Here is a 1012-nt window from a genome sequence, read left to right as displayed (position 1 = left end):
CGTTACCTGGGAATTGAGGCTGATGAAATAGCGGTAGGAACCATCAGCGAGGGGCAGTAAAGGGCAGATCACTACCATGCCTTGTGCCTGGATAGCCGCCCGCTTTGCCTGTTCGATCTGCCTAAAGAGACACATGCGAGGGCTGAAGTCCTGTGTGTGGATGATGACCTTGGTGCCCTGTTGCTCAAGCGGTGGAACGCTACCGGTATCCGGGTAAAGGACATGGCGCGCATCGATGCGCTGTGCAGGGCTGCGCCGGCATTGGTAAATTCACTTGACCGGCTTGAGTGCGCCGTCTCGGCGATATCCCTTTCGCCACTCGTTACTGAAATAGTGGAGCGCCCGGTTCAGGTAGCCGACAGACGCTGGCTCAGGCGCTGAGGCATGGCTAGGCGTTGGGACAGGCGGCCTGTGGGTAAAAGGTGTGGGAGAACATTTTACTCCATTACAGGAATAGAGTATCCACGCGGATTTAGGTTGTATATGTATGGGGATAAAATCTCCTCATACATTTAGTTTCATTCTAATGAGTTGAGCACTATCATGAGCCTCATATGAGCAAGCTAACCCCCAAACTCGTCAAGGCCCTTTCCGAGCCTGGAAGCTACCAGGACGGACGAGGCCTTCAGCTTCGCGTTTCGGCCCAGCTGCGCAAGAGCTGGGTGTTTCGGTACATGATGAATGGCCGGCGGCATGATCTTTCGGTGGGCAGCTATCCGGCAGTCTCCCTGCGTGAGGCGCGCCTGGCGGCAGACAAGTACCGCCTTGAAATCTCCCGGGGGATCAATCCGGTCCTTGAGCGCCGGAAAGAGCGTGAGGGCAAATCCTCTCAGACGCTGGAAGCAAAGACCTTTCAGACCGAGGCTGCCCGCTATATTCGAACGCACTCGCCCAGCTGGAGCACCAAGCACTCGCAACAGTGGCAGAACTCACTGGCTAAACACGTGTTTCCTGTAATCGGCTCCATGCCGCTGGCCCAGATCGACACTGATGATGTACTGGAAGTGCTCGA

2 protein-coding genes are annotated in these 1012 nt (G+C 55.9%); both read left to right on the top strand.

Annotation, left to right across the window (positions count from 1 at the left end; genetic code table 11):
• Positions 1 to 156 precede the first annotated feature (156 nt).
• Positions 157 to 381: a hypothetical protein gene (locus tag IQ22_RS23110; protein ID WP_145146134.1), complete on the top strand. Its 225-nt coding sequence runs from the start codon at positions 157 to 159 to the stop codon at positions 379 to 381.
• Positions 382 to 554: 173 nt separating this feature from the next.
• Positions 555 to 1012: tyrosine-type recombinase/integrase (locus tag IQ22_RS23105; RefSeq protein WP_145146133.1), on the top strand; the 458-nt coding region annotated here is incomplete at its 3' end.

The organism is Pseudomonas duriflava (genome assembly GCF_007830155.1).
Lineage (GTDB): Bacteria > Pseudomonadota > Gammaproteobacteria > Pseudomonadales > Pseudomonadaceae > Chryseomonas > Chryseomonas duriflava.
Note: the sequence above shows the minus strand (reverse complement) of the source record. Positions and strands in the feature narration are given on the sequence as shown.